The organism is Amycolatopsis thailandensis (assembly GCF_042723255.1).
Lineage (GTDB): Bacteria > Actinomycetota > Actinomycetes > Mycobacteriales > Pseudonocardiaceae > Amycolatopsis > Amycolatopsis thailandensis.
Window position 1 is genome coordinate 64,916 of the sequence record NZ_JBHXJK010000013.1, and the last position, 20,540, is coordinate 85,455.

The following is a 20,540-nucleotide window of genomic DNA, read 5'->3' on the forward strand; positions in this document are numbered from 1 at the left end:
AATGGGAGCTTACCTTGGTCTCATGAACGAGAACACAGAGATCAGACCCTTCCGCGCCGACATCCCGCAGTCCGAATTGGACGATCTGGCCGACCGCCTGGCCAAGGTCCGCTGGGCGAACGAACTGCCCGCCGACCAGGTGACCGACGGGGTGCAGCGTGGACCGGTCACGCCGGGCTGGGAGTACGGCGTGCCCTTGGACTACGTGCAGCGTCTGGTCGCCTACTGGCGCGATGGCTACGACTGGCGGGCGTGGGAGGCGAAGCTCAACCAGTACCCGCAGTTCACCACCGAGATCGACGGGCAGAACGTCCACTTCCTGCACGTTCGCTCGCCGGAGCCGGACGCGACGCCGCTGATCCTCACGCACGGCTGGCCGAACTCGGTCTTCGAGTACTTGGACCTGATCGACCGGCTGACCGACCCGAAAGCGCACGGCGGCGACGCGGCCGACGCGTTCCACGTCGTGATCCCGTCGCTGCCCGGCTTCGGTTTCTCGGGCGCCACCCGGGAGAAGGGCTGGAACCGGTACCGCACGGCCCGCGCGTGGGCGGAGCTGATGCGTCGGCTGGGCTACGAGCGCTACGGCACGCACGGGAACGACGCCGGCTCGTTCGTCGCCCCCGAGATGGGGCGTGCCGACGCCGAGCACGTCATCGGCGTGCACGTCACGCAGCTGTTCTCGTTCCCGAGCGGCGACCCGGCCGAGTTCGAGGGCATGACCGAGAAGGAGCTGGAGTACATGCAGTTCCTGCAGACCTTCAACGACGACATGTCCGGCTACGCGAAGCTCCAGGAAAGCGCGCCGCAGAACCTGGCGCACGCCCTGGCCGACTCTCCGACCGGGCAGCTGGCGTGGAGCGCTCAACTGCTGTCTGGCACGAGCGACGACCACGTCCTCACCAACGCCACGCTGTACTGGCTGACGAACACGGCGGCGTCGGCGGCGCGGTTCTACTACGAGGACAAGCACACCGAGCACCCGGCCGAGCCGACGACCGCGCCGACCGGGCTGGCGAGCTTCGCCTACGACTTCCGTCCGCTGCGCCGGTTCGCCGAGCGGGACCACGCGAACATCGTGTCGTGGCAGGAGTTCGACCGCGGCAGCCACTGGGCGACGCAGGACGCGCCGGACCTGCTGCTGGGTGATCTCCGGGACTTCTTCCGCAAGCTGTCCTGACCCCGCGGGGGCCTGCCCAAGTGTCATGAAAGAGTCTTTCAGGACAAAAAATGTCTTGAAAGACTCTTTCATGACGTCCGCGCGTTCCGCATTTAGAGGACTAAACGCGACAGGGATCAGGCCCCCGCGCCGTCCAGCACCGCCAGTTGCGACGCGTCCAGCTCCAGCGTGAAGGCGGGCCGGATCGCCTCGTAGTGCTCCCACGTCCGCGGCCCGATCAGCGGCAGCACCCGTGGCGACGTCTGCCGCAGCAGCCACGCCAGCGCGACCTGGTTCCCGGTCGCCCCCGCCTCCCGCGCCACGGCGTCGACGGCGGCCATCCGTGCCTCGCCGTCCGCCCCGGCGTAGGTCTGCCAGACCGGATGCGCGAGCCGCCGCGCGGAGTCGTCGTAGATCCCGCGCAGGATCGACGAGTAGGCGGCGAGCGCGATGTCTTCGTTGCCCCGCAGGAAGTCGAGCATGTCCCCGGTGGCCAGCGACGCCGAATCGGCCACCGGCCGCAGGTACGAGTGCTGCAGCTGGACGGCCACCGGCGACGCCCACCCGTTCCGCTCCGCGAGCGAGCGGACCTGTTCCAGCCGCCAGGAGCGGACGTTGCTCCAGCCGATGTGCCGGATCTTCCCCGCCCGGACGCTCTCGTCGAGCGCGGACAGCGTCTCCTCCAGCGGGGTCGCCCGGTCATCGACGTGGATGTAGTAGAGGTCGATGTGGTCGGTCCCGAGCCGCCGCAGGCTTTCGTCGACGCCGCGCCGGATCACGTCGCCGCCGGCGCCCTCGAAATGCCGTCCGATGTAGTCCCAGTCCGCGGTGCCGTCCTCGTGGTAGCCCTTGCGCGCGCTTTCGGCGTCGGCGACCGCCGCCGATCCCTTCGTCGCGAGGAAGACCTTGTCCCGCCTGCCTTTCAGCAGTTTCCCGAGCAGCTCCTCGCTCTCCCCGCCCGCCGCGCCGGGCACCCACCACGAGTAGCAGTTCGCGGTGTCGAGGAAGTCGCCGCCGTCGTCGAGGTACGCGTCCAGGATCCGCGCCGAGGTCCGCTCGTCGGTGGCGGTGCCCATCGTCATGCACCCGAGCGAGACCTGGCTGACTTTCCGGCCGGTCCGGCCGAGCTCCACCTTTTCCATGGTCTGGACCATACGGCCGGATCGGTCCGGTACTACAGTCCATTCACATGACGAAATCCCAGACCAATCTGGCTTGGGACGTGCTCCTGGACCTCTCCGGACCGGGGCCGCGGCACGAGCGGCTCACCAGGGCTCTGCGCACGGTGATCCGCGAAGGCACGCTCGGCTCCGGCGCCGCGCTGCCGCCCAGCCGCACCCTCGCGGCGGATCTGGGCTTCTCCCGCTGGGTGATCACGCAGGCGTACGAGCAGCTGATCGCGGAGGGCTACCTCGCCGCGCGCACCGGCTCGGCGACCGTCGTGCGCTGGTCGACGTCGAGCACCGGACCGGCGAAAGCCCTCCCGCGCAAAGCCACCCCACCGGAGATCGACCTCGCGCCCGGCCTGCCCGATCTGCGCCACTTCCCCCGGCAACGCTGGGCGGAGGCGGTCCGCGAAGTCCTCGCGAACGCGCCGCACGGCGAGTTCGGCTACCCCGTTCCCGGCGGGCATCCGCGGCTGCGCGCGGTGCTGGCCGACCACCTCCGCCGCTGCCGGGGAGCCGTCGTCGAAGACGTGCGGATCTCGTCGGGCGTCACCGACGGATTCGGCCGCGTGTGCCGCGCGCTGCGCGCCGCCGGGATCACCCGTATCGCGGCCGAGGAACCCGGCTGGCTGACGCTGCGCCGGGTCGCGACCCGTGCCGGGCTCGAAGTCGTCGGTGTCCCGGTCGACGAAGACGGCCTGCGCGTCGACGAGATCCCGGCGGGCGCCCGTGCCGTCCTCGTGACCCCGGCCCACCAGTTCCCCACCGGCACCGTCCTCTCCCCCGCCCGTCGCGCCGGGCTGCTGAGCTGGGCGCGCGACGTCGACGGCGTGATCGTCGAGGACGACTACGACGCCGAGTTCCGCTACGACCGGCGCCCGGTCGGGACCGTGCAGGGGATGGATCCGGCGCGGGTCGTGCTGCTCGGGTCGGTCAGCAAGACGCTCAGCCCCGCGCTCGGCCTCGGCTGGTACGCCCTGCCTCCACAGTGGACCGACCTGGTCGATCCCTCGCCGACGCCGCCCGCGCTGGAGCAGCTGGCGTTCGCGGCCTTCCTCGAACACGGCTCCTACGACCGGCATCTGCGCGCGGCCCGGCGTCGCTACCGGGCGCGGCGCGACGCGCTGGTCGGCGCACTCGGCCCGCTGCCGGTGTCCGGGATCGCGGCCGGTCTGCACCTCGTGCTCGACCTGCCCGGTGTCCGGGCGGCCGAGGTGGTGCGGCGGGCGGCGGTCAAAGGATTGCGCGTGGCCGATCTCGACGACTACCGCGCGACCCCCAGGACACCCGGGATCGTCCTCGGTTACGGCAACCTCGCCGACGGATCCGTCGGCACCGCCGCCCGCCTGCTGATCGAGGCCATCGGGGAGGCCTCGCGGGGGTGATCGTGACAGGTGCCGGTTTCAACCGGGCAACAGCAGTAATCTGGCGCACTGGGAGGTGAGCGCGTATTCCCCGCTTCGGTTTCGGTGTGCTCGGCCCGCTCGAGGTGACCTGCGACGGGAAGCCGGTGGCGGTCGCCGGGCCCAAACTGCGGGTCCTGCTCGCGGCGCTGCTGGTGCGGGCCAACACGACGGTCTCGCTGGACCGGCTCGCGGACCGGCTGTGGGGCGAGGACCAGCCGTCCACCGCCCGCAAGAGCACGCAGGTCTACGCGCTGCGGCTGCGCCGGATGCTCGGCGACGGGCTGATCGAAACCCGCCCGGACGGTTACCTGATCCGCCTGGAGCCTGAGCAGCTGGACCTCCTCCGCTACCGGCGGCTGGCCGACGCGGGCCGGGAAGCGGGCAAGGCGGGTGATTCCGCCGAGGAACTCGCGCTGCTGGCCGAGGCGCTGGAGTGCTGGCGTGGTCCGGCCCTCTGCGACGTCCCGTCGGAATCCCTGCGGCGTGACGAAGCCGCGCAGCTCGACGAAGACCGCCTCCGCACGCTGGAGCACTGGATCGAGGCCGGGCTCGACGCGGGCGGGCACCGCGAACTGGTCTCCGAGCTGATCACGCTCACCAAGGAACATCCGTGGCAGGAGACGTTCTGGGCGCAGCTCATCACCGCGCTCGACCGATCCGGGCGCCGCGCCGACGCGCTGGAGACCTACCGCTCGATGCGCCGGATGTTCGCCGACGAACTGGGGATCGAGCCCGGTCCGCGGTTGCGGCGCGTCCACGCCGCGATCCTCGACGAGGGCGCCGATCCCCCGAGGGAGACGATCAGCCAGCTGCCGCCCGACGTCCACCGGTTCGTCGGCCGCGCGGATCCGATCGCCGAACTCGCCGGCCTGCGGCTGACCGCGACCGGGCGCAACTTCGTGATCTCCGGGCCGCCGGGAGTCGGGAAGACAGCGTTCGCGGTGCACGTCGCCCACCGGTTCCGGCCGTACTTCCCGGACGGCCAGCTGTACGTGAACCTTCAGGGCTACGCCGCCGGTCCGCCGCTCGACCCGTCGGCCGCGCTGACCCGGTTCCTCGGCGCGCTCGGCGTGCACCGGGACCGGATCCCGGCCGAACCCGCCGACCAGGCGGCCCTGTTCCGCAGCGTGCTGGCGGACAAGAAGATGTTGCTGCTGCTGGACAACGCGGTGCACGTCGACCAGGTCCGGCCGCTGCTGCCCGGGCGGCCCGGCTGCGCCGTGCTGATCACCAGCCGCAACGACCTGCGCGGGCTCGCGGTCAATCCGGGCGCCGTGCACCTGCCGCTCGGTGTGCTCGCCGAGGACGAATCCCGTGCCGTGCTCGCCGAACTGCTCGGGCCCGCGCGCACGGCCGCCGAGCCCGAAGCGGTCGGCGCCCTCGCCGCGGCCTGCGCGCATCTGCCACTGGCGCTGCGGATCGCCGGAGCGAACCTCGCCGCCGACACCGGCCGTGGCATCGCCGAGTACGCCGCCGAGCTGACCCGTTCGGGTCGGCTGGAGGAGCTGGCCATCGACGGCGACTCGTCGTCGGCCGTGCGGGTCGCCTTCGATCAGTCCTATCTGCGGCTGTCCGAACCGGACCGCCTGTTGTTCCGGATGCTCGGCCGCGCACCGGGTCCGGACTTCGGCGCGCCCGCGGCGGCCGCTGTCGCCGGGGCTTCGCGAGTGGCGACCGGCCGCGCGCTCGACCGGCTGGCCGCGGCGAACCTGCTGCAACGGACCGCGCCCGGCCGCTACCAGTTCCACGACCTCATCCGGGAGTACGCCGCCGAACGCGGGCACGCCGAAGACCCGCAGGAAGCCGCGCTGACGGCGTTGTCCCGGCTGATCGAGTCCTATGTGGAGACAGCGGCCGCGGCCACCCGCGTGCTGTACGCCGGCGCCGCCTCGCCGGTCTTCGACGAACACACCGCGTTGCGCTGGCTGGACACCGAACGGGACAACCTGGTCGACACGATCGCCCGCGCCACCACCGATCCGGCGTTCCAGCCCGCCGCGTGGCGGCTGATCGACGTCCTGCGCGGCTACCTCCAGGCGAGCGGACACGCCCGTGAGGCTGTCGCGACCTGCACGGCCGCGCTGCGGTCGGCGACCGAGACGGGCAACGTGCGGGCACGGCTGTCCCTGCTCGACGTCCTCGGGCAGATGTCGCACAACCTCAGCGATTACGGTCCGGCGATCGAGCACTTCCAGGAGGCGCTCGCGGCCGCACGGGAACTGGAGGACCTCGACGCGGAGACCGACGCGTTGCGCAACCTCGGCCGCGCGTCCAGTCAGCAGGGCAAGGCCAGGCAGGCGCTGCACTTCCACGGCCAGGCGCTGGCGGTCAGCCGCCGGGCGGGCAACACCGGGGCGGAAACGCTGGCGCTGAACTGCATCGGCGTCATCCACACCTTCTCCGGCAGGCCGAGGACGGCGGTCGGCTGGCACGACCGGTCACTGCGGCTGGCCAGGGAAACCGGTCAGCGCGAGGCCGCCTTCCACGCCCTCAACGGACGCGGGATCGCGCTGTGGGCGCTGGGCCGGTTCGACGAGGCCATCGCGGACCACGAGCAGGTGCTCGCCTACACCCGCGAGGCCGGGCTCGGCTTCGGGGAGACCGCGACCCTGAACTGCCTCGCCGAAACCCACTGCGACGCGGGCCGTCTCGACGTCGCGATGACACTGGCGAGCGAATGCCACGCCCGCTCCGTGCAGATCGGCGACCGGCGCGGCGAGGCGGCGGCCGCCGAGATCATCGCGACGGTCCGAAACCGGCGGGGCGAGCACACGGAAGCGATCGCGGGTCTGCACGAGGCGTTGCGGGTGTTCACGGAGATCGGCCTCGGCTACGGACAGGGCTCCGCCCGGATCGGCCTCGCGTTCGCGCACCGGAGTCTCGGCGATCCCGCGAAAGCGTTGGAGTACGCCGAAAAGGCGTTGGCCACGCTCCGCGAGAACGGTCAGCTCCTGCTGGAGGCGGACGCCCTCACCGAAGTCGCCCACGCCCGGCTGGACCTGGGCGAGCCGGAAGCGGCGAGGGGACTGGCCGATCAGGCGGTGCGGCTCGCTTCGAAACGGGGACGGCGGCTGCCCGAGGCGCGGGCGCGGGCACTGGTGCTGCTGCTCACGTGAGGCTCACCCGGCCATTGCGGCAGCGGGGTGGTCGTGAGTGGCGGTTCGGGTTACTGAGAGGCAAGGCGAATATGGCGCGATCGGCTTTCGCGGCTCGACCTGAACTGTCCGCGTGAGCCGATCGCGACCTCGACCGTCCACAAGGGACACTCTTACCAGCCGGAATGCCCGTTTTGGGCACTTTGCGTGACTTTGCGAAGGGGTCGTGAGTGATAAGGAGCGTTCTAACCCTCTTTATCACTCACGACCCCCCACCGAAAAGCCCATATGGGCATGAATCGGACGCTCAATCGTCGCCAAACGTCCCATGTGGACACTCGGGGCGCGATGCGCTCCGGCAGCACCCAGCGTCGCGAAGCCGATCGCGCCCTCGCCCGTCCACAAGAGACACTCTTGCCGCCGGAACGCCTGTTGGGCACTTTGAGTGACAGCCCATAAGGGCATAAATCAGGCACTCAATCGTCGCGAAACGTCCCCGTGCGTCAGCTCCCCGAACAACCGGCCTCACCACACCTGAGACACTCAGCCGGGCAGTACCGCCTGCACGGCCTCCGGGGTCCGCCCGACCACGGTCGTGCCGTCGTCGGCGGTGATGATCGGCCGCTGGATCAGCTTCGGATGCGTGGCCAGGGCCTCGATCCACCGGTCGCGGTCGGCGGGCGTGCGCCCCCAGGTCTTCAGTTCGAGTTCCTTCGCGATCGGCTCGGCGGTGCGGGTGATGTCCCACGGTTCGAGGCCGAGCCGCTTGAGGACGGCCTTCAGTTCCCTCGCGGTCGGCGGGTCCTCGAGGTACTTCCGCACGGTGTACTCGGCCCCTGCCTCGTCGAGCATCGACACCGCGGACCGGCACTTGGCGCACGCCGGGTTCACCCAGATCTCCATCCGGGACCACCTCCCTTCGAAAAGTGCTCACTCGATGAGCACTTTGCTTCCGATGATGGTCACAGACGTTACGACGGAAGGAACCCGGTCATGGACGAGCCCACCTTCGCCGCCGCCACCCCCGCCGAGTGGCGCGCGTGGCTGGCCGAGCACGCCGACTCCGAAAAGGAGGTCTGGCTGATCATCCGGCACAAGAACAGCGGGATCCCCAGCGTCCGCATCCACGAGGCGATGGAACAGGCTCTGTGCTTCGGCTGGATCGACGGGCTGCATCGCAAGAACGACGCCACCAGCTCCCGGCTGCGGTTCACCCCGCGCCGCCCGCGGAGTACGTGGAGCGGGCTCAATCGCGAGCGGGCAGCCCGCCTGATCGCCGAAGGACTGATGACCGAACGCGGTCAGGCGGCGATCGATCTGGCCAAGGAGAAGGGTCGCTGGAACCCGGTCGGGTGACTCAGGCCGGGTCCCGCCGCGCCACGAGGAGGGCGATGTCGTCCTGCGCCGGGGTCGCACCGACGAGCGCGGCCATCACCCGCGCGCACACCACGCCGGGCTGATCGGGGGTGACCACGTCGGTGAGCCGCCGCAGACCGACGTCGATCAGGTGATCCCGGCGCTCCACGAGACCGTCGGTGTAGAAGGCGAGCACACCGCCGGGCGGCAGTTCGACGTCCGTCGTTCGCCGTCGCGGCCCGGTCACCCCGATGGGCGGATCCACCGGGACGTCGACGAACGCCGACGGCAGACCGGGCGCCGCGAGCACCGGCGGCAGGTGCCCGGCCAGGGAGATCGCCACCCTGTCCCCCGAGGCCGGCACCAGCCCATAAACCACGGTGGCCAGCGCTCCCGGCTCGAAATGCTGGACCTTCCGATCCAGTTTGGACAGTACTTCCGCGGGGTCTTCCGTTTCGAGCGCGTAGGCGCGAAGCGCGCTGCGCAGCCGTCCCATGATCACGGCGGCGTTGAGGCCGTGCCCGGCGACGTCACCCATCACCATGCCGAGACGGTCGCCCGGAAGAGGGAACAGGTCGTACCAGTCGCCGCCTACCCCGGGTTCGGTACCCGGCACGTAGCGCGCGGAGAACTCCATCCCGGCGACGGCGGGCAGCCGCCCCGGCAGCAGGCTTCGCTGCAACGCCGCCGCTGCCGCGCGGTCGGTGGTGGAAAGGTCGATCTGCACGGCCAGCGCGAGCCGTGCGGCCACCAGCTTCAGCAGTTCGACGTCGCTCTCGGAGAATTCGCGCGACGTCAGCGAGCCGACGTGCAGCACGCCGACCAGCTCGTCCCCCGCGAGCATCGGCACACCGAGCAGCGTGCGCAGCCCGCGTTCCCAGAGGAGCGAGTTGACCACGGTGGTCTCGTCCACGTGGTCGATGATCACCGGACGCCGCTGGGCGGCCACCCGCCCCGCGAAACCGGCCCCGATGGCCACCCGGACGTCCTGGTAGACCTCTTCCTCGATCCCGGAGGCGGCGATCGCCTGCAATTGCCGGGCCGCCTGGTCGTGACGGAGCACCGTGGCGGTGTCGACTCCGAGCAACTCGCGCACGCGCGCGAGGATCGTGGCCATCACCTTGTCCTGGTCGAGGTGTCCCAGGGCCGCGTCGGTGAGAGCTTCGAGCACCTGGAGCCGGTCCTCGGCTGTCGGGGTCTCGGGCATGCGCAAAGCCTAACGAGGCCCCTCGGCCCCCATCGTCCAGGTCGTCGCCAGCCTGTCGAGATCGGCCGCGAGTTCGGCACTCGGCGGAATCGCCTCGCGCGGGACCCGGCAGGCGAGCGCCGTCCCGAGCCCCGCCATCCGGATGACGGTGTCGATCAGCGCTTCCGGTTCTTCCGGCCAGTCGAACCCCGGCTGGGCGATCAGCAGGCTCACGCAGCCGTGCATCGCCGACCAGAGTCCCATCGCGAGGCTTTCCGGTTCGCCGCGCAGGATCCCGGCCCGCACGCACGCGGCGGTCGCGTCGGCGAGATGCCGGAAACAGGCGACCGCGCCGGGCGACGAGCCGCCGGACGGGCGCATCAGCAGGACCCGGTACTGCACCGGATGGTCCAGGGCGAACCGGGCGTACACCCGGGCGCAGCGGCTGAGCGCGCGCATGGGATCGGAGACCTCGGCGGCGTGCTCGCGCATCCGGTGCGCGAGCTCGTCCCAGACCCGCAGGCAGACCGCTTCCAGCAAGGCGTCACGGCTCGGGAAGTGCGCGTAAACCGACGGCGTGGAAACACCTGTCCGCCGTGCGACGGCGCGCAAGGTCAGCGCCTCGTCGGTCCCCGCTTCGCCGAGCAGGTCGTCGGCGGCGCGCAGGATCTCGCCCCGGAGCTTCTCTCCCTCGCCCGGCCGCGCTTTCGTCCGCTTCGCGCCCATGCCGTGATGCTGCCAGCATTGACTTGACACCGTCAACTTGACGATGTCAGCTTGAGGTATGGCGCACTTCCAGACCGCGACCGCCCTGGTCCGCCGGGGCGACGGCCCGGTGTTCGACACCGAGCTCGATCCACAGTGGACGATCGGGCCGAAGCTGCACGGCGGCTATCTGCTCGCCGTGCTCGCCAAGGCCGCCGCCGAGGTCTCCACGCATCCGCACCTGACCGCGATCAGCGGTTCGTTCTCGGTGGCGCCGGAGCCCGGTCCCGCGGTCGTCGAGGTCGAGGTGCTGCGCGAAGGCCGCGGCCTCACCCAGCTGCGCGCGCGGCTGAGCCAGAACGGCGCGCCCTGCACCGAAGCCCTGATCACCCAGGGCGTCCTGACGGACGACGACGCCTGGTGGTCCGGAGTGGACCCCGTCGAGATCCCACCGGAACAGGACTGCCTGCCCGTGCCCGCCGACGGCGGTGGCGGCTTCCGGATCGGCCTGATGGACGTCGTCGAGCAGCGCATCGACCCGGCCGCGGCGGGCTTCGCGGTGGGACAGCCGTCCCGGAAAGGCGTCATCTCGTCCTGGCTGCGGCTCGCCGACGGTACCGATTGGGACCCGGCGAGCCTGCTCGTGGCGCTCGACCCGGTGCCGCCGATCTCCTACGACCTCGGCATCGCGGGCTGGGCGCCGACCATCCAGTTCACCGCGTACCTGCGCGGTATCCCGGCGCCGGGACCGGTGCGGGTGCGGATGCGCGCGGGCGAGATCGGCGGCGACCGGATGGACGAGGTCGCCGAGCTTTGGGACGAAAAGAACAGGTTGATCGGGCAAGCCACCCAGATCGCCGCCGTCCGCGTGCCCTGATCCCCCCGAAAGCGGGGCCATGACAGAACTCCGGGAGTTAAGATCCGGCGTCGACGTCATCGTTCTGGGGGCAGGACCATGGAAGTGGAACCACGCCGCGCGGACGCGGAGGGCTCCGACGGGGACGGGGCCGAGATCAGCAGGCTCTGCCGGACCCTGGTGCCACTGGCGGCCGCGGGCAAGCACGCCGAGGCCGCGTCGACCTATCGATGGGTGACCAGGGCCTCTTCCGGGGCCCCGCTGGAGTACGGCGACCACGCCTTGCGCCTGGAGTTCTGCGCGCTCACCGGCAACGAGCACACCGGTCTCGATCTTCTGTCGCTTTTGGACGGTGTCGGTGACCACGCGGAAGCCGTCGGCAGGCTGGAGTTCTTCGCCTCGGCGGCACTGCTCACCCGGCGGTTGACGGAAACCGGATACGGCGAGATCCAGTTCGTTCTCAACGGTCCCTACGACGGCCTCACCCTCGACCTGCTGCACCGGCGGATGCGGGCGGCGGCGTTCGTCGAAGCCGAGGAACTCGACGAGGGTGATCCGACCGGCTATTTCACCGCGCACGCCGAGCGGAAGATGGCCGCGAAACCGGTCGCGGAATTCGTCCCGCTCCTGCCTTCCGCGCTGCCCCGGGTCCCGATCCTGCCCCCGCCGGGCCTGTCGGCGGAGGAACTCGTCACCCGCGCCGAAATCCACAATCACCGGTGCGAGCCCGAGGAGGCGCGGGCGTGCCTCGCCGCGATCGACATCGTGTCGGACGACATCGCCCCGCGGCTGGCCGAACTGCGCGCGATCTTCTTCCAAGGCGGTGACACCGAGGAGCGGCTGCGGCGCGCGGCCGCCGGCTTCCGGCGCCAGGGCGACGAGATCCGGTTTCTTCTCAACCAATGCTGGCTCGGTTTGTGGCTCGTTTTCGACGATCAGGCCGAGACCGGCGTGGCGCTGACGACGGTGGCCGCGGCACGGTTGCGCGCCGGGACCGACGATCGAGCCGCCTGCTGGGGCGAGTACTGGCTGGCGCACGTTCTTTCCGGCCAGGGCCGCACTCCCGAGGCGTACGAGGCGCTGCGGCGTGGGGCGGAACGCGCTCGCGAGGCGGGCGATCCCTTGCTGCACGGCACTCTTCTGTGCCTGGAGGCGTCGCTGCGGAACGGCGACGGCGAGGATCCGGCGACCACGCTGGAACTCGCGCAGGCCGCGACGGACGCCTTCATCGTCGGGAACGTCGGCGAGAAAGCCGTCGAAGCCGTCGAACAGGTCCGGATCGCTTATGAGCGCACAGGATCGCTCGACGAACTGGACGTCTTCGTGGAGCACCTGCTGGCGACGCTGCCCGTGGGCGGCCCGGAACGGTTGCGCGGGCATCTCCGCCAGCTTCGGGCGCTGTCCCTGATCGGCACCGGACGGTTCGCCGAAGCCGTCGACGACGCCTACGCCTCGCTCGGGGTCGCCGCGTCGAAAGGCAAGGACAACGCGGAACACTGGTACGTCCTCGTCACCGCGCTGCACGGCGCCGGCCGCTACGACGAAGTGCTCGACGTCGCGCCCCACACCATCGACCTGCTCGGCGGCTTGCCGGACTGGGGCCACCGCTGCCGGTGGATGTACGCCGACACCTACCGCGCGCTCGGCGAATCTTCGCGTGCCTTCAACGAATACGCCGTCCTCGCCGAAATCCTCGCGGAGTCGGGCGACACCGGGCACTCCTACATCTCGGTGAGCATGGCCGCCGCCGAACAACTGGACCTGCTCGGCTACGGCGCGAACGCGGCCGACTTCTACGCGCAGGCGGCCGACGCGGCCGTGGCGATCGGCGGCGGCTACGTGGCCGCCACCTGCCGCAACGCCGCGACGCTATCGCGCTTGCGGTCCGGCGACCTCGACGCGGCGCTGACCGCGCTCGACGCCGCGGAATCCGCCGTGCACGCCGTCGAAACCGAAACAGCGCCCGCCAGGGAGCACCTCAACGCGCAGCTGGACCACGTCGCCGCCCACGTGCTCAGCGCGGCGGGCCGTGTCCGGGAAGCCGCCCGCCGCGCGCTCCGCGCCGCCGAAACGTTCCACCGGATAGGCGAGGCCGAGTCCGCCCGGGACGTCGACCTCTTGCTCGAACAGATACTCCTCGGCGAACACTAGGCGCATTTAGTCCTCTGGACGCGGCCTTGCCAGCCCAGCCCACCCGGAGAAAGAATTCCGGCATGCCCGGACGACCCAGCCTGCCCCTCGGCTCGATCGCGCTGTGGATCGTGCGTGCCGTGCTCGCCGCCGAGTTCCTCTACAGCGGCTACCTGCTGTTCGCGGGCGGCCACACGGAGCAGACCTTCGCCGAGATCGGCCTCGGACAGTGGCTGCGGTACGTCACCGGTGTCCTGGAGGTCGGCGGCGCGATCGGGCTGCTCGTCCCCCGCTTCGGCGGGCCGTCTGCGCTGCTGCTGGCGGGCATCATGGTGGGCGCGAGCGTCACCGAGCTGTTCATCCTCACCGACGGCGGCCCGGTCCTCCCGCTGGTCCTGCTGATCATCACCGCGACGCTGGCGTGGTTCCTCCAGGATCAGACCCGTGCGCTCTTCGGCATCGAGCCTCCCGAAGACGACGAGGACTACCGCTAGGCGAACGCGAGCCCGGTGTTCCACTGAACGGAGCAACGGCGACCGGCCGAATGCACCGACCACCGGGACAGTCAACGAAAAACCGCATGTCAGCGCGCCTCGCGAGCCCTTGTCGACACGCTCGAAATCCGATCATCAGCGTGATCATGCGCTCACACAAGGTGAAAGATTGCGGCTCGTTTACAACGAACCGGCCACCCGCTTGACAGTCGGAGTGGTACGTACCACGCTGCCGACATTGGTCTACACCATTTTGTGGGAGCCCGGCACAGTGGCCGGGCATCGAAAGGACGGCACGAGTGAAGCGCTGGCTCAAGATGGCTGCGGGCGCCGCCGCCATCACCCTCGCGACGGCGGGCTGCGCCGGTTCCGGTAGTGGCGACAGCACGAATTCGAGCGCTCCGGCGTCGAACGGCTCGCTCACGGTCTGGCTCATGACCGGGACCGCCCCGGAATCGCTGACGAACTCGCTCCACAAGGAATTCGAAGACGCACACCCCGGCGTCAAGGTCAAGTACGAGATCCAGCAGTGGAACGGCATCCAGCAGAAGCTGACCACCGCGCTGGCCAGCGACAACCCGCCGGACGTGATCGAGCTGGGCAACACCCAGACCCCCGCGTTCGCGAACCAGGGCGTGCTCGCCGACCTCACCTCGAGCGTGGGTGACTTCAACGGCGCGCAGTGGCTCCAGGGCCTCAAGGCTTCGGGCGAGTACGACGGCAAGACCTACGGCGTCCCGTTCTACGCGGCCAACCGTGAGGTCATCTACCGCAAGGACATGTTCGAGCAGGCCGGCATCACCGCGACGCCGAAGACGCGCGCGGAGTGGCTCGACGCGATCACCAAGCTCAAGGCCAAGTTCGGCAGCGACCCCGAGTTCCAGGCCCTCTACCAGCCGGGCCAGAACTGGTACGAGCTGCTGTCGTTCATCTGGGACGAGGGCGGCGACATCGCGCAGGCCAACGGGAAGTCCTTCAAGGCGACCCTGGACTCCGCGCAGGCGAAGGCCGGGCTCGAGTTCTACAAGCAGCTCACCGACGCCTCGGGCACCAAGGCCCCGAAGGACGCCGACGAGGCCACCCCGCAGCAGGCCGGCATCTACGGCGCGGGCAAGGTCGCGATGATGATCGGCGTCCCGGGTGAGGCCGACACCGCCGCGAAGACCGACCCGTCGATCAAGGAGAAGTCGGGCGCGTTCCCGATCCCGGGCAAGTCCGCCGACAAGTCGGCCCCGGTCTTCCTCGGCGGCTCGAACCTGGTCATCCCGGCCAACAGCAAGAACGCGGCCGCGGCCAAGGACTACGTCAAGCTGTTCTCCACCCCGAAGTACCAGACCGAGCTGGCCAAGGCCGGTTACGTACCCGGTACCTCGACCGACGTGTCCGCGCTCGACGCGAACCCGCTCACCAAGGTCATGGCCGAGGCTTCCAAGAACGGCCGTGCCGTCCCGACCAGCCCCAAGTGGGGTGACGTCGAGTCCGGTCAGAACCCGATCAAGGACATGCTGACCGCTTACCTGACCGGAACGAAGACGCTCGACCAGGCGACCGCCGACGCCAACGCAGCGCTCGACAAGCTCATCGGCGGATGACCACGACCAAAGATGTGACGATGCCGGCGGGGGCCACCCCGCCGGCATCGCCGCGCATCAAACCCCCGAAGTCCAATCGGCGCCTCCGCATCGGCGAGCGGACGGCGCCGTACCTGTTGATCCTTCCCGCGCTGGTCGCGATCCTGGTCCTGCTGGGCTGGCCGACGATGCAGCTGATCGGGATCAGTCTCCGGAAGCTCGACCTGCGTGAGCTGGTCTCCGGGGAGATGGTGTGGGTCGGGTTCCAGAACTTCTCCGAGATCCTGTCCGACTCCGAATTCTGGGAGATCACGGTCCGCACGCTGGTGTTCACCGCCGCGGTCGTGATCACCACCCTGCTGCTCGCGCTGTTCATGGCGCTCCTGATGCGGCACCTGAACCCGGTGGTCCGGGTGGTCCTGCAGGTCGCGCTGATCCTCGCGTGGGCGACCCCGGTGCTCGCGACGACCACGGTCTTCCAGTGGATCTTCGACCAGCAGTACGGGATCCTGAACAAGACGCTCGCGAAGCTCGGTTTCGAGAGCTTCATCGGACACTCCTGGTTCGCCACCGGCCCGAGCACGCTGACCGTGATCGGCCTGCTGGTCGTCTGGCAGGCCGTGCCGTTCGTGGCGTTCACGCTCTACGCCGGGCTCCTCGGCGTCCCGAAGGAGCAGTACGAGGCCGCGGGCATCGACGGCGCGAACGCCTGGCAGGCGTTCTGGGCGGTCAGCTGGCCGGCGATCCGGCCGATCCTGACCATGGTGACGTTCCTGTCGGTGCTGTGGGACTTCAAGTTGTTCGCCCAGGTGTGGGCGATCCGCCAGGGCGGGCCGGACGGCGCCAGCACGACACTGCCGGTCTACATGTACCTCAAGGGCCTCGCGGGCAACCACTTCGGCCTGGCGGCGACCGCCGCCCTGCTGATGATGCTCGTGCTGATCCTGCTCACCGCCCGGTACGTCCAGCTGCTGGTGCGCTCGAAGGAGGCCGACCTGTCATGAAGAAGTCCCTGACCCAGCGGATCGGCCTCGGCGCGTTCGGCGTGATCGTGGCTCTCCTGTTCGTCTTCCCGACGTACTGGATGGTCACGTCCTCGCTGAAGACGCCGGGCCAGGTCCTGTCCCCGGACTACGACCTGATCCCGTCCGCGGCGACGCTCGACAACTTCGTCACGGCGCTGACGAAGCCCGGGTTCACCACGTACCTCATGAACAGCCTGATCGTCACGCTCGGCGCGGTGCTGTGTTCGCTCGTCGCGGGTGTGCTGGCGGCGGTCCCCCTGTCCCGGATGCGGTTTCGCGGGCGCAAGGGCTTCCTGATGCTGGTGCTGGTCGCCCAGCTCGCGCCGTTCGAGGCGCTGCTGATCCCGATGTACCTGCTCATGCGCGACGCCGGGCTGCTCAACCAGCTGCCTTCGCTGCTGCTGGTGTACTTCGCGGCGACGCTGCCCTTCACGTGCTGGATGCTCTACGGCTTCGTCAACGGCATCCCGTACGACCTCGAAGAGGCCGCGATGATCGACGGCTGCAGCCGGGCGGGTGCCTTCCGCCGGGTGACGCTGCCGCTGCTCGCGCCGGGCCTGGTGACCACCTCGGTGTTCAGCTTCATCACCGCGTGGAACGAGTTCCTGTTCGCGTTCGTGTTCATGCGCGACCAGAACAGGCAGACCCTGCCGGTGTGGCTTTCCTCGTTCCGCACGGCGTTCTCCGTGGACTGGGGCGGGATCATGGCGGCGTCGGTCATCTACGCCGTGCCCGCGCTGGTGTTCTTCATCATCGTTCAGCGCAAGCTCGTGTCCAACCTGACCGCAGGCGCAGTGAAGGGGTAATCCTTGTCTTCACCGGAAAAGCTCGCCGCATCCGTTCTCGTATCGGGCTTCGACGGCACCACCGCTCCGGATTGGCTGCGCCGCAAGGTGGCCGACGGCCTCGGCGGCGTGATCCTGTTCGGCCGCAACGTGGTCGACGACGAGCAGGTGGCCGCGCTCAGCGCGCAGCTGCGGGCGGAACGGCCCGGCGTGCTCATCGGCATCGACGAAGAGGGCGGTGACGTCACCCGGCTCGACGTCGCCACCGGCTCGTTCATCCCGGGGCCACTCGCACTCGGCGCGGCGGACGACGTCGAGCTGACGGCCTCGGTCGCCGCGGCACTCGGCGAACGGCTGGCCGCCTGCGGGGTGACGATCAACTTCGCCCCGTGCGCGGACCTGACCCTGGCGGCGGAGGATCCCTCCATCGGGGTCCGGGCGTTCGGGTCGGATCCGGTGAAGGCGTCGCCGCATGTCGCGGCGTACATCACCGGGATGCAGAAGTACGGCGTGGCCGCGTCGGCCAAGCACTTCCCCGGGCACGGGGCGGCGACCGACGATTCGCACCACGCGCTGCCGGTGCTGCCCCGGACCGAGGCGGAGCTGCACGAGATCGAACTCGTCCCGTTCAAGGCGGCGATCGCGGCGGGCGTCCGCGCGGTGATGACCGGGCACCTCGTGGTGCCCGCGTGGGGCGATCTGCCCGCCACGCTCAACCCGAAGGCGCTCACCGACGTCCTGCGCGGTGAACTCGGCTTCACCGGCGCGGTGATCACCGACGCGCTCGACATGGGCGCCGTCGCGGGCGAACTCGGCAAGACCGAGGGCGTCGGCCGGGCCTCGGTGCGGGCGCTGGTCGCCGGCGCCGACGCGCTGTGCCTGGGCGGCGTGTCGTTCGAAGAGGACGAGCTGAACCGGATCGCGGCGGTCATCGCCGCCGCGGTCGAGTCCGGCGAACTGCCGCTGGAGCGGCTGGTGGAGGCGTCCGAACGGGTCGCCGCGCTGGGCACTCCGCCGGTGCCGTCGACGATCTCGCCGGTGGATCACCGGCTCGGTCTGGAGGCGGCGCGCAAGGCCCTGCGGATCCAGGGCACGCCGAAGCTGGACGGCCCGCCGCTGGTGATCGACATCGAGACCGAGCCGATCATCGCGGCCGGTCCGATGCCGTGGGGGCTCGGCTCGCATCTGACCGGGCTCGTGCCCGGCACCCGCGCGGTCAAGGTCGGCGCGGACGGGATCGCGACCGCGATCGAAGCCGCCCAGGGCGCGCGCGACCTCGTCGTCGTGACGCGTGAGGCGCATCGGCACCCCGAGGTCCGCGAGTTCCTGAGCTGGCTGCGGGAGTCGGGCGCGGACTACATCCGGGTCGAGACCGGCGCCCCCGGCCCCGCCACCGAAGGCCCGCGGATCGACACGTTCAGCGGGTCCTACGTCAGCCTCCGCGCCGCGGCTGAATACCTGGCCTGACCGACCCCTTTCGCATTTCGTCCTCTGGATGCGGTTCTTGCACACGCAACTACCGCATCCAGAGGACGAATTGCGTTCGGGGGTAATTCGGTTGCGGCACCGACGCGAGAGTGCTGTAGTCGACTGGACCTAGGAGATGATCGTCTTGCCGGTGTCTGCGTCCTTCCCATGGGTAATTTCCGCCTACCTCAAGGACAAGACACCTCGTGAAGACCCTCAATCTGGGGATTCTGGCGCATGTTGACGCCGGGAAGACGAGCCTGACCGAGCGGCTGTTGCACACCGCCGGGATCATCGGCGAGCTGGGCAGCGTCGACGACGGCAGCACGCAGACCGACTCGCTGGCGCTGGAACGCGCCCGCGGGATCACCATCAAGGCGGCCGTGGTGTCGTTCGCCGTCGGCGACGTCACCGTGAACCTGATCGACACCCCCGGCCACCCCGATTTCATCGCCGAGGTCGAGCGCGCGCTCGGCGTGCTCGACGGCGCCGTCCTGGTGCTGTCGGCGGTCGAAGGCGTCCAGGCACAGACCCGTGTGCTGATGCGGACGCTGCGACGGCTGGGAATCCCGACCCTGCTGTTCGTGAACAAACTGGACCGTCGAGGCGCCGACCCGGGCCGCGTTTTCCGGGAGATAGCCGGGAAACTCACGCCGTCGGCCATCGCGATGGACCCGATGGAACCCGATCGGGTGATCGACGTGCTGTCGGCACTCGACGAGGACTTCCTGACCGGATACCTCACCGACCCCGGCGGGTTCACGCCGTTGCGCCTCCACACCGAGCTCGCCGCCAAAGTGGCCGAGGGGCTCGTGCATCCGGTCTACTTCGGCTCGGCGATCACCGGCGCCGGTATCGACGCCCTCCGCGAGGGTATCGAGAACCTGTTGCCCGCCAAGGAAAACGACGTCGGCGGACCGCTTTCCGGCACCGTGTTCAAGGTCGAACGCGCACCGGGCGGCGAGAAGATCGCCTACGTACGACTGTTCTCCGGCAGCGTCGCCGTCCGCGACAAGGTCCCGCTCGGCGACGGCGAAGGCAAGATCACCGCGATCAGCGTCTTCGACAACGGCTCGGCCGTGCCGTCGGGATCGGCCGGAGCCGGGCGGATCGCGAAGCTGTCGGGGCTCGACGTCCGGATCGGTGACGTGCTCGGGATCCGGCCCGACCACGCGCCGCGGGCGCTGTTCTCGCCGCCGACGCTGGAAACCGTCGTCACCCCCGTACGTCCGGCCGATCGCGGGCCACTGCACCAGGCGCTCACCTGGCTCACCGAACAGGACCCGCTGATCGGTCTGCGGCACGACGAGGTCCGGCAAGAGACGTCGCTTTCGCTGTACGGCGAGGTGCAGAAGGAGGTCATTCAGGCGACGCTCGCGGACGAGTACGGCGTCGACGTCACGTTCAGCGAGACGACCACGATCTGCGTCGAGCATGTCGCCGGAACCGGGTCCGCCGCCGAACTCATCGGCAAGGAACCCAATCCCTTCCTGGCGACGGTGGGACTGCGTGTCGAGCCGGGCGAGGCGGGGAGCGGGATCTCGTTCCGGCTGGAGGTCGAGCTCGGCTCGATGCCGTACTCCTTCGTCAAAGCCGTCGAGGACACGGTGAAGGAGACGCTGCGCGAGGGCGTCCACGGCTGGGAGGTGCTCGACTGCGTGGTGACGATGACGCATTCCGGTTACTACGCCAGGCAAAGCCATGCCCACGGCACCTTCGACAAGAGCATGTCCAGCACCGCGGGCGACTTCCGCGACCTGACGCCGCTGGTGCTGATGGCCGCGTTGCGAGAGGCCGGGACGACCGTGCACGAGCCGCTGCACCGGTTCACCCTGCAGGCTCCGGCCGACACGCTCGGCCCGGTCACCGCGCTGCTGACGCAAGCTCGCGCCGTCCCGCGCACGACGTTCACGAGAGGCGAAACGGCGGAGCTCGACGGCGAGATCCCGGCGGCGAAAACCCATGAGGTGCACCGGCTCCTGCCGTCGGCGACGCGAGGGGAAGGAGCGATGGAGACGGTCTTCCACGGCTACCGGCCCGTCCGGGGCCCGGTGCCGTCGCGATCGAGGACCGATCACAACCCGTTGGATCGCAAGGAATACCTGTTACGCGTGCTTCGGCGCGTTTGAAGGAACGGAG

At 69.9% G+C, this 20,540-nt stretch carries 16 protein-coding genes; 12 read left to right on the forward strand and 4 right to left on the reverse strand.

Annotated features, from left to right (window positions below):
• Positions 1 to 22 precede the first annotated feature (22 nt).
• Entirely contained in the window at positions 23 to 1,180 is a 1,158-nt protein-coding gene (locus ACFWMR_RS07815; protein WP_093932383.1) for an epoxide hydrolase family protein, read from the forward strand.
• Positions 1,181 to 1,296: 116 nt separating this feature from the next.
• Here ACFWMR_RS07815 and ACFWMR_RS07820 read toward each other — a convergent pair whose 3' ends face one another.
• Positions 1,297 to 2,301: an aldo/keto reductase gene (locus ACFWMR_RS07820; protein ID WP_378377835.1), complete on the reverse strand. Its 1,005-nt coding sequence runs from the start codon at positions 2,299 to 2,301 to the stop codon at positions 1,297 to 1,299.
• Positions 2,302 to 2,348: 47 nt separating this feature from the next.
• Between ACFWMR_RS07820 and pdxR the strand changes: the two genes are divergently transcribed.
• Both pdxR and ACFWMR_RS07830 read left to right on the forward strand, forming a co-directional pair.
• Complete coding sequence (gene pdxR, locus ACFWMR_RS07825; RefSeq protein ID WP_378377836.1) at positions 2,349 to 3,710, forward strand: MocR-like pyridoxine biosynthesis transcription factor PdxR; 1,362 nt, start codon at positions 2,349 to 2,351, stop codon at positions 3,708 to 3,710.
• Positions 3,711 to 3,796: 86 nt separating this feature from the next.
• Complete coding sequence (locus ACFWMR_RS07830) at positions 3,797 to 6,847, forward strand: AfsR/SARP family transcriptional regulator (RefSeq protein WP_378377837.1); 3,051 nt, start codon at positions 3,797 to 3,799, stop codon at positions 6,845 to 6,847.
• A gap of 522 nt (positions 6,848 to 7,369) precedes the next feature.
• On the opposite strand, the gene ACFWMR_RS07835 is transcribed toward ACFWMR_RS07830, so the two are convergent.
• A complete protein-coding gene (locus tag ACFWMR_RS07835) occupies positions 7,370 to 7,729 on the reverse strand; it encodes an arsenate reductase family protein (RefSeq protein ID WP_378377838.1) in 360 nt (119 codons plus the stop codon).
• Positions 7,730 to 7,819: 90 nt separating this feature from the next.
• Here ACFWMR_RS07835 and ACFWMR_RS07840 point away from each other — a divergent pair, with 90 nt between their 5' ends.
• On the forward strand, positions 7,820 to 8,182 hold the full coding sequence (locus ACFWMR_RS07840) for a YdeI/OmpD-associated family protein (protein WP_378377839.1): 363 nt from the start codon (positions 7,820 to 7,822) through the stop codon (positions 8,180 to 8,182).
• A gap of 1 nt (position 8,183) precedes the next feature.
• Here ACFWMR_RS07840 and ACFWMR_RS07845 read toward each other — a convergent pair whose 3' ends face one another.
• Both ACFWMR_RS07845 and ACFWMR_RS07850 read right to left on the reverse strand, forming a co-directional pair.
• Entirely contained in the window at positions 8,184 to 9,389 is a 1,206-nt protein-coding gene (locus ACFWMR_RS07845) for a PP2C family protein-serine/threonine phosphatase (protein ID WP_378377840.1), read from the reverse strand.
• A gap of 9 nt (positions 9,390 to 9,398) precedes the next feature.
• Complete coding sequence (locus tag ACFWMR_RS07850; RefSeq protein WP_378377841.1) at positions 9,399 to 10,094, reverse strand: TetR/AcrR family transcriptional regulator; 696 nt, start codon at positions 10,092 to 10,094, stop codon at positions 9,399 to 9,401.
• A 58-nt stretch (positions 10,095 to 10,152) separates the two neighbouring features.
• Here ACFWMR_RS07850 and ACFWMR_RS07855 point away from each other — a divergent pair, with 58 nt between their 5' ends.
• The 8 genes from ACFWMR_RS07855 to ACFWMR_RS07890 all read left to right on the forward strand — a co-directional run bounded on the left by ACFWMR_RS07855 (position 10,153) and on the right by ACFWMR_RS07890 (position 20,530).
• Positions 10,153 to 10,950 carry a thioesterase family protein gene (locus ACFWMR_RS07855; protein WP_093932376.1) on the forward strand — a complete coding sequence of 266 codons (798 nt, stop codon included), beginning with the start codon at positions 10,153 to 10,155 and terminating at the stop codon, positions 10,948 to 10,950.
• Positions 10,951 to 11,028: 78 nt separating this feature from the next.
• Positions 11,029 to 13,080 carry a hypothetical protein gene (locus tag ACFWMR_RS07860; protein WP_378377842.1) on the forward strand — a complete coding sequence of 684 codons (2,052 nt, stop codon included), beginning with the start codon at positions 11,029 to 11,031 and terminating at the stop codon, positions 13,078 to 13,080.
• 62 nt (positions 13,081 to 13,142) lie between these two features.
• A complete protein-coding gene (locus tag ACFWMR_RS07865; RefSeq protein ID WP_378377843.1) occupies positions 13,143 to 13,553 on the forward strand; it encodes a DoxX family protein in 411 nt (136 codons plus the stop codon).
• Positions 13,554 to 13,852: 299 nt separating this feature from the next.
• Positions 13,853 to 15,145, forward strand: a complete 1,293-nt coding sequence (locus ACFWMR_RS07870) for an extracellular solute-binding protein (protein ID WP_093932373.1) — start codon at positions 13,853 to 13,855, stop codon at positions 15,143 to 15,145.
• Positions 15,142 to 16,128: a carbohydrate ABC transporter permease gene (locus ACFWMR_RS07875; protein WP_378377844.1), complete on the forward strand. Its 987-nt coding sequence runs from the start codon at positions 15,142 to 15,144 to the stop codon at positions 16,126 to 16,128. Before ACFWMR_RS07870 ends, ACFWMR_RS07875 begins: the two co-directional genes overlap by 4 nt.
• A complete protein-coding gene (locus ACFWMR_RS07880) occupies positions 16,125 to 16,955 on the forward strand; it encodes a carbohydrate ABC transporter permease (protein ID WP_093932371.1) in 831 nt (276 codons plus the stop codon). Before ACFWMR_RS07875 ends, ACFWMR_RS07880 begins: the two co-directional genes overlap by 4 nt.
• A gap of 3 nt (positions 16,956 to 16,958) precedes the next feature.
• Entirely contained in the window at positions 16,959 to 18,401 is a 1,443-nt protein-coding gene (locus tag ACFWMR_RS07885; protein WP_378377845.1) for a glycoside hydrolase family 3 protein, read from the forward strand.
• Positions 18,402 to 18,607: 206 nt separating this feature from the next.
• Positions 18,608 to 20,530: a GTP-binding protein gene (locus ACFWMR_RS07890; RefSeq protein ID WP_378377846.1), complete on the forward strand. Its 1,923-nt coding sequence runs from the start codon at positions 18,608 to 18,610 to the stop codon at positions 20,528 to 20,530.
• The last annotated feature ends 10 nt before the right edge of the window (positions 20,531 to 20,540 follow it).

Excerpts from the sequence above, each read along its gene's own strand:
- ACFWMR_RS07840 (WP_378377839.1), top strand. The coding sequence starts at position 7,820 with ATGGACGAGCCCACCTTCGCCGCCGCCACCCCCGCCGAGTGGCGCGCG.
- ACFWMR_RS07815 (WP_093932383.1), top strand. The coding sequence starts at position 23 with ATGAACGAGAACACAGAGATCAGACCCTTCCGCGCCGACATCCCGCAG.
- ACFWMR_RS07855 (WP_093932376.1), top strand. The coding sequence starts at position 10,153 with ATGGCGCACTTCCAGACCGCGACCGCCCTGGTCCGCCGGGGCGACGGC.
- ACFWMR_RS07860 (WP_378377842.1), top strand. The coding sequence starts at position 11,029 with ATGGAAGTGGAACCACGCCGCGCGGACGCGGAGGGCTCCGACGGGGAC.
- ACFWMR_RS07865 (WP_378377843.1), top strand. The coding sequence starts at position 13,143 with ATGCCCGGACGACCCAGCCTGCCCCTCGGCTCGATCGCGCTGTGGATC.
- ACFWMR_RS07835 (WP_378377838.1), bottom strand. The coding sequence starts at position 7,729 with ATGGAGATCTGGGTGAACCCGGCGTGCGCCAAGTGCCGGTCCGCGGTG.
- ACFWMR_RS07820 (WP_378377835.1), bottom strand. The coding sequence starts at position 2,301 with ATGGAAAAGGTGGAGCTCGGCCGGACCGGCCGGAAAGTCAGCCAGGTC.
- ACFWMR_RS07880 (WP_093932371.1), top strand. The coding sequence starts at position 16,125 with ATGAAGAAGTCCCTGACCCAGCGGATCGGCCTCGGCGCGTTCGGCGTG.
- ACFWMR_RS07875 (WP_378377844.1), top strand. The coding sequence starts at position 15,142 with ATGACCACGACCAAAGATGTGACGATGCCGGCGGGGGCCACCCCGCCG.
- ACFWMR_RS07845 (WP_378377840.1), bottom strand. The coding sequence starts at position 9,389 with ATGCCCGAGACCCCGACAGCCGAGGACCGGCTCCAGGTGCTCGAAGCT.
- pdxR (WP_378377836.1), top strand. The coding sequence starts at position 2,349 with ATGACGAAATCCCAGACCAATCTGGCTTGGGACGTGCTCCTGGACCTC.
- ACFWMR_RS07850 (WP_378377841.1), bottom strand. The coding sequence starts at position 10,094 with ATGGGCGCGAAGCGGACGAAAGCGCGGCCGGGCGAGGGAGAGAAGCTC.